Here is a 6,601-nt window from a genome sequence, read left to right on the forward strand (position 1 = left end):
TGGGGTTTATGGAGCGCTTACTTTACGACAGTGCCAGGCGCTGGGATGTGGGGGACTTTGTGCGGACATCGCCGTTGCACGTTTTGCATGGTGAGGGTCTGTTCCAGACCTGGAGCACGCTCTACGTGTTGCTCGGTGAGGGGCAGCGCAAACGTGTGGCGCTGGAGATGGTCGGGCGGATTTTCTGAGGGATTCGAACCGCGCTTCGCATAAGACCGCATTAGTTAAATAGTCGTTGCATGACTTCTCGGGGGTGGGAGGTGGGAGTACCCTGGCCGGAGTGATCTACCAGCAAGGTAGGCTTTGGGACATCAATGATAAGTTATGGAATAGCTAGGCATGGCTAAGGCAACTTACGTATTTTGGAAACGCTGGGTAAGCGATCTTCGCTTTACATGGTGCGCGATACTACTATTCTCCGTTATACCTAGTGTGCTCTACGGTGCGACCATCTTCTCTATGATGCTGTTGCTGGGAGCTGTCATTCTTGGTTTTCCGACAGCACTTGCTTCCTTGCTTTTAAGCAAGGATACCGAATGGCGTGCACGATTATTCCGGCGTTTGCTGGTATTGTCTGCCGTGCCGGCCCTGATGCTTGCGGCGATCTTTCAAACAGACAAATTGATCCCCAAGATGGCGGCGCCAATAGTTAAAGCGGTTGAGTCATTTAAACAAGAAACGGATTCTTATCCTGAATCTCTGGCAGATCTCAGTCCTGAGCATCTGCAAGTCCTTCCAAGGGTGCGGATCTCCGTGATCCAACCTAAAATAATCTTCGACTTCAAAGATGGGCATCCCTTTTTGGTTGTTCCTTCAGCTGTTGGCGATGCTTTTTCGGTCTACGAATACAGTTTCGTAGAGAAAAAATGGAGTCATTACGATTAATTTTTATACATTCCTCGTAGGGTGTCCTGTGGGTGTATGCTTCTCACACCCATGAAATATATCTAAGAAGAAGTACGATTTTCTGATTTTAGGGGCCGTTTCCGTATATTCGGGAACGTCCCGTACTGGGCAGCCTACTCTGCGTCATTCTAGAGATTGCATCGACAGCATCTGAGCGATTTTACACGTATAAAAAGGGGGGGGCTGTTTACGCCCCCTTTTGTGTTAGCCCATAATGTTGGGAATCAAAATCTCTGCGTCACTGCAAAGCTCATTCCTAAGCTCAATCAGATAATTCGAATCGTTCTTGTTGTTTTCAATTATTTTTAGTGTGGTAGAGATAGCATTTTCGATTAACTTTTCGCCTGCTTCTTGTGTGATCGCTAATTGACTCATCTTGTAAATGGATTTCCCCATGATTGCTGAGGCTAAATCATCGCCGTCAATTCTGCGTGTCAATGTAGCGCATCCTATAGCGTAATTCATAAGGTCTCCATTGCTGAACTTGGATCCTTCGGCGGCAGGTGCTATAAGCGCAGGCTTAACAGTAATTTGAGCAGGGGACGTTGCTGTATAAATGGGCTCAATCGGATGGGTGGGTTCTGACTTAACTGAAGTAGTAATTAGGTTTCTTTGGGTCAGGCTAAATAATCCAAAAAGTACAAATGCCAGTAAGGCCATGAAAAACACTCGGTACACCTTGAATACGAATTTCATGTTCCGGCATGATTTAAAGAATAGCGCTAATAATGCTATGGGAGCTGGTATTAGTAGAGCCATAAAAAACGACATGGCAACGCCAATAAGGCCAACTGATTGAGCGTATTGTAGAACGTTACCTATACTCCAGGTGATATTGTCACCCTGGCCGCGAAGCATAATAAAATAAATCGATAAAACACCAATCAAAAACCATCCCAGGGTTGCTTTATATTTTTTTTGGTTGATTTCTTCTGAAACGTATTCCTCGAGGAGCATGACATATCCTTATTGTTTGGTTTTATCGCTTCGATTCCTGCCAGCTCCTAACGCTCTGCGCTACTGAAGACGGGCAGACGTCGCGGCAGAAGCTCAATAATTTATAAATTTGAGATTTTCTTTGGCTATTTTTGCTTCAGGACTCTTTGGATAGTTCGACACGATACGGTTATAGATTTGAATAGCTTGCCAGGACTGCCCCTGCTTCATCTGAGTAAATGCCTGATCGAGCAGCTCCCTTGGATCTGGGGCATTCTGCCTATCGACTGAGTTCGGTGCCACTTCTGTAGCCATTGCGCCGTGCTCAAACAAGCGAAATTCGTCCAGCAAAGACTGAACCCGCAGTTTAATGTACCGAGCTTTTGCTTCTGCCTCATGACCATAACTGTCGGCATATGCTTTAGCCCACAATCCGTCACGGCGTACTCCTTGCGATAGCTCATCTACCACTGTTTGATAGAGCATCTCTTCAGCGAGGCGCGTTTCAGCACCCCGTGATCTGAGCTTTTCGAAGATATTCATTTGCACCTCTGGCAGTGGCAGCTAGCTGTCCAGTCAATTTGTATGTCCTGCGCGGCGTAAACCTCTAAGTCACCACCGATTCCTCTTCCATTCATCCAGTGCTTCTTCGTATTCGTCCGGATAGCAGGTCACTTGGTACTTCGGCCCTAAGTAACGGCACTTGCCGTTGTAGTCGTCGTTACGCTCATCCCAAGCTTCCTGCACGAGCTCTTCGCAGCTCTTTGGCTTGGTTGCCTCTTCGTACCATGCGACCAAGATGCAAAACAAAAGCCCAAAGATCAAAACCATCCCGAAGCCTTGCATCACGTAATCGAAGAAAGACATAGAGCGAGTAGAGGGGAGATTTTGCTTAGTACTAGGGATGGTCTGAAAAAGTCCTTTCTCGAAAAATGCAGCCCAGTAACCATGCGGGATACAGGGCAGCGGTTTCGCGAAAAACGGGCTTTTTCAGAATTTCCCTAGCGGCTTCGATAAGTGTCAGAGGTTGAGCTTGTGCCGAAGGCCCAGCTTGCGGAGGCTGGTGCGATGCCGGCGATACAGGTTCTGGGATTGGGTGTTGCTTCTTCGGTGGCAGGTACATATCACCAATAAAAAAGGCCCTCCCGTCTTTAACGTCACCCCATTTTTCGTTCACTACCCAGCCATCGCCAGCGCGAGCTCCTGCCTGGATCAGTTTCTTCACTGATTCGACATACTGAGACCACTCCTTGAGCTCGGTTTCGGTGGGCGTGTCTAAATGACCTACCCTGATCAGATCGCCCGATTCTAAGACTCGACCATCGCGACCAATTTGTTGTGTCATCGCAGCTCCTTTGCGCTTTCATTCTGATGGGTTCTACCCCATTTCCACGGACGGTTTGAAAAGGGCTGAAAACTTCAAATCTTGCCGGGCGACTCTACGACGCATCCGTGGGTTATGGAACCGCTCGATGTAGTCGAAGAGATCCGCCCGTGCCTCATCGCGGGTTCGGTACGATTGCCGGACAACACGCTCTCGTTTCAGTTGGCCGAAGAACCCTTCACACGCAGTGATGAGGAGGACGAGGATGAAGCCTCTGACTCTGAGTCAGGAGGCAACCCGTCACCATCGCGCGACCCTGCAAAAATTACGTTGTTGATTGACGGCCTAAACGGTGCGGCTTCGAGAGGCAGCGCGGCAGCTCACTACGCTTTGGCACTTATATATAGAGGCGATGACCTCAGTGAAGAGGAGGGCTCCTCCTATTGGTACTCGCTGATGGAGCAGTGCCGCGATCTTGATGGGGTGCAGCTCGAATGGGCGACGGCCTACAAGGCTCACCTGCTGAATGCCGAGCGAGAGACACTTCATTTGAATGAGGCAGCACGTCTGGGGTGGGCAGATGCCAGGTTGGATATTGCTCTTGAGAAGGCGCAGCGTGCTGAGCATCGGGGTGACCATGAGCAAGCTGAGCATTGGTACAAGGAGGCCGCAGGTTTAGGTCATGTGGAGGCGATGCGCTCTCTGGTCTGGTTGGCTGAGGATGCCGATGATGTTGATTCTGCAAGGCATTGGAATCATCAGGCTGCTCTGCATGGTGACGTCGATGCGATGCGTGATCTGATTGATGAAGATGACCGGGGAAATCTATTCCAGAACTGGGTCTGGATTTACCTTGCCGAGCATCTGGGTACTGATCTGCGCGAGAGTACGCTGCGGGCATACCACGATGGCGGTCTGTATGCAGGCCAGGAGTACGATGATGACCAAGGTGGGCCGCTCTACGTGGATGGTGATGAAGGGGTGCATCTGGAGCCATTAAGTGCTTCAGATGACGTGAGGGCCAGGGCAGCGGCGCGCGAGTTCCTCAACCGGATCAAGCATGCTTAGCTTCTATCTAGGTTCCGAGTGATGTAAGGTAATCGTATTGACAACCTGTCAATTGAGAGGAGATGCCGACAAGATATCCTAATATCATGTCGCCTCCTGATGGGTTAGGACTGGCTAGAAGCCCCGTCGTTACTGGCTTTGGAAAGTAACATTGTCCGAAGGTAGGTTTTGGCCTATTTACTTTGACCGACAGGGTTCATTAAGTCTGTCTGAAGTCGCCTTCAGCCCAGTGTTTTCGCGCTTTTGAGGTCGGCTATCTTTGTCCGCCTCCAGTGGTGGAGGTCGTTGAAGTTATTCGACACTTTCTCCAAAGTTAGCCGACATCTGCAAAGTTAACCGGCAACGGATAGCTGACCTGAAACCCCGCAGTCTCTGGGCTTGCGGGGTTTTTATTTGTGCTAATGCGAGTGGCATAGATGCAGGTTAAGCAGACAAAAAGCGGTTTTTAGTGCGCCCGTTTCGGCGCGCCATTCGCACTGTTAGCCCTGTTAATATCTACAGTAATTGGGATGTGCGTGCATCGACCAAGGACGAACAGGATCAAAGAATGCTCAAGCTCGAAGACATCAAGAAAGACGCACAGGTCAGGGGGATCCAGGCGGATGAGATCGTGCGTATCGTCACGGTCGAGCCTGTTGGCGACAATGCCATTACCGTCTACTTCAAGGACAGCCAAGGTCGCCTAGGTGAGCAGATGTTGTTCCGCTCGGACGAGGTGCGCCTAGAGCTTGCTCAGGCTGGCAGGCCTTGGTCATTTGATGCTCCGGGTGCTGACTTTAAGCTTGGATTGGAAGCCTATCGGATCAATCTGGCGCACCTGTTCGATCCGATGATGGCTGTGCATACGTCAAACGTAGATCCTCTCCCCCATCAGATTTCCGCTGTTTATGAGTCCATGTTGCCTCGGCAGCCGCTCCGCTTTGTCCTGGCTGATGATCCAGGGGCAGGCAAAACCATCATGGCCGGGCTACTGATCCGCGAACTCCTGATGCGTTCGGATGCCAAGCGAATCCTGGTGGTGTCACCTGGCTCCCTGACCGAGCAGTGGCAGGATGAACTGTTGGAAAAGTTCGGCGTGAAGTTCGAGGTCTTCAGCCGTGAGAAGCAGGAGCAATGCGCCTCAGGTAACTACTTCGAGGAGACCAATCTGCTGATCGCACGCCTCGATCAGTTGTCCCGCAGTGAAGAGTTCCAGCAGAAGCTCAAGAACACTGAGTGGGATCTGATCATCGTCGACGAAGCCCACAAGCTCTCCGCCAACTACTTCGGTAGCAAGGTGAATAAGACCAAGCGCTTCGAGCTAGGTGAGCTGCTCGGTTCCATCACCCGTCACTTCCTGTTGATGACCGCCACACCGCACAACGGCAAGGAAGAAGACTTTCAGATCTGGCTTTCGCTGCTGGATGGAGACCGCTTCTACGGCAAATTCCGCGAGGGGGCGCATAAGGTCGATGTCTCCGACATGATGCGCCGTATGGTGAAAGAGGAGTTGCTGAAGTTCGATGGCACTCCCCTCTTCCCTGAGCGCCGTGCCTATACGGCCAACTACGAGCTGTCTGACCTTGAGGCCGCGCTGTACCACGAAGTCACCGAGTACGTGCGCAACGAAATGAATCGGGCTGACCAGCTCGATGGGAAGCGCAAGGGCACCGTAGGCTTCGCCCTGACGCAGCTTCAGCGCCGTCTTGCCTCCAGTCCTGAAGCGATCTACCAGTCGCTCCAACGGCGTCGTAAACGCATGGAAAACCGCCTGGAAGAGACCAAGCTGCTGGCTCGTGGCCAGGGAGTGGCTAGCACGCTGGGCGAATACCATGTGAAGAAGCAGATTGAGCTTCCCGATAGCTTCGACGAGTTGGACGAGGAGCTCAGTGCTGATGAGTACGAGCTATATTCGGAACAGGTCGTAGACCAGGCCACAGCTGCTGAAACCATTCCCGAGCTTGAGGCTGAGATCTGGTCACTGAAGGCTCTGGAAGCGAAGGCGCTTTCGGTGGTTCAGTCGGGCAAGGACAAGAAGTGGGAGCAGCTCTCCTGCTTGTTGCAGGACACACCTGAGATGTTCACCAGCAGTGGCAGCCGCCGCAAGCTGATCATCTTCACCGAGCACCGCGATACCCTGAATTACCTGGTTGCTCGAATTGGGAACATGCTGGGCAAGCCCGAGGCTGTCGTGACCATCCATGGCGGCACCAACCGTGATGAACGGCGCAAGATTCAGGAGGAGTTCCGCAACAACCCCAATGTCCTGGTGCTGATTGCCACCGATGCAGCGGGTGAAGGCGTGAACTTGCAGAACGCCAACCTGATGGTCAATTACGACCTCCCTTGGAACCCAAATCGTCTTGAACTGAATCGCCCCGGGTTTCG

At 51.5% G+C, this 6,601-nt stretch carries 8 protein-coding genes and 1 pseudogene; 4 read left to right on the forward strand and 5 right to left on the reverse strand.

Features of this window, described 5'->3' with window-relative positions; genetic code table 11:
- Positions 1 to 188 (forward strand): DUF6957 family protein (locus CFY91_RS16130; RefSeq protein WP_423812487.1); only part of this gene is annotated, 188 nt, incomplete at its 5' end.
- Positions 189 to 339: 151 nt separating this feature from the next.
- Positions 340 to 885 carry a hypothetical protein gene (locus CFY91_RS15530; protein ID WP_093987284.1) on the forward strand — a complete coding sequence of 182 codons (546 nt, stop codon included), beginning with the start codon at positions 340 to 342 and terminating at the stop codon, positions 883 to 885.
- Positions 886 to 1,110: 225 nt separating this feature from the next.
- On the opposite strand, the gene CFY91_RS15535 is transcribed toward CFY91_RS15530, so the two are convergent.
- From CFY91_RS15535 to CFY91_RS15550, 5 genes and pseudogenes are all read right to left on the reverse strand, one after another.
- Positions 1,111 to 1,863: a hypothetical protein gene (locus CFY91_RS15535; RefSeq protein WP_093987285.1), complete on the reverse strand. Its 753-nt coding sequence runs from the start codon at positions 1,861 to 1,863 to the stop codon at positions 1,111 to 1,113.
- A gap of 93 nt (positions 1,864 to 1,956) precedes the next feature.
- Positions 1,957 to 2,385 carry a tetratricopeptide repeat protein gene (locus CFY91_RS15540; protein WP_093987286.1) on the reverse strand — a complete coding sequence of 143 codons (429 nt, stop codon included), beginning with the start codon at positions 2,383 to 2,385 and terminating at the stop codon, positions 1,957 to 1,959.
- A gap of 69 nt (positions 2,386 to 2,454) precedes the next feature.
- On the reverse strand, positions 2,455 to 2,709 hold the full coding sequence (locus CFY91_RS15545; protein ID WP_093987287.1) for a hypothetical protein: 255 nt from the start codon (positions 2,707 to 2,709) through the stop codon (positions 2,455 to 2,457).
- Between the two features lie 31 nt (positions 2,710 to 2,740).
- Complete coding sequence (locus CFY91_RS15945; protein ID WP_133063705.1) at positions 2,741 to 3,187, reverse strand: hypothetical protein; 447 nt, start codon at positions 3,185 to 3,187, stop codon at positions 2,741 to 2,743.
- A 33-nt stretch (positions 3,188 to 3,220) separates the two neighbouring features.
- A pseudogene (locus tag CFY91_RS15550) lies at positions 3,221 to 3,412 on the reverse strand (IS3 family transposase); the annotation flags it as partial.
- Here CFY91_RS15550 and CFY91_RS15555 point away from each other — a divergent pair.
- Positions 3,362 to 4,234, forward strand: coding sequence for an SEL1-like repeat protein (locus CFY91_RS15555; RefSeq protein ID WP_229727231.1), 873 nt, complete (start codon positions 3,362 to 3,364; stop codon positions 4,232 to 4,234). The pseudogene CFY91_RS15550 and the gene CFY91_RS15555 sit on opposite strands and share 51 nt — an antisense overlap.
- A gap of 547 nt (positions 4,235 to 4,781) precedes the next feature.
- The coding region (locus CFY91_RS15560) for a DEAD/DEAH box helicase (RefSeq protein ID WP_133063706.1) at positions 4,782 to 6,601 on the forward strand (1,820 nt) is incomplete at its 3' end.

The organism is Pseudomonas fluvialis, from assembly GCF_002234375.1.
Taxonomy (GTDB): Bacteria; Pseudomonadota; Gammaproteobacteria; order Pseudomonadales; family Pseudomonadaceae; genus Aquipseudomonas; species Aquipseudomonas fluvialis.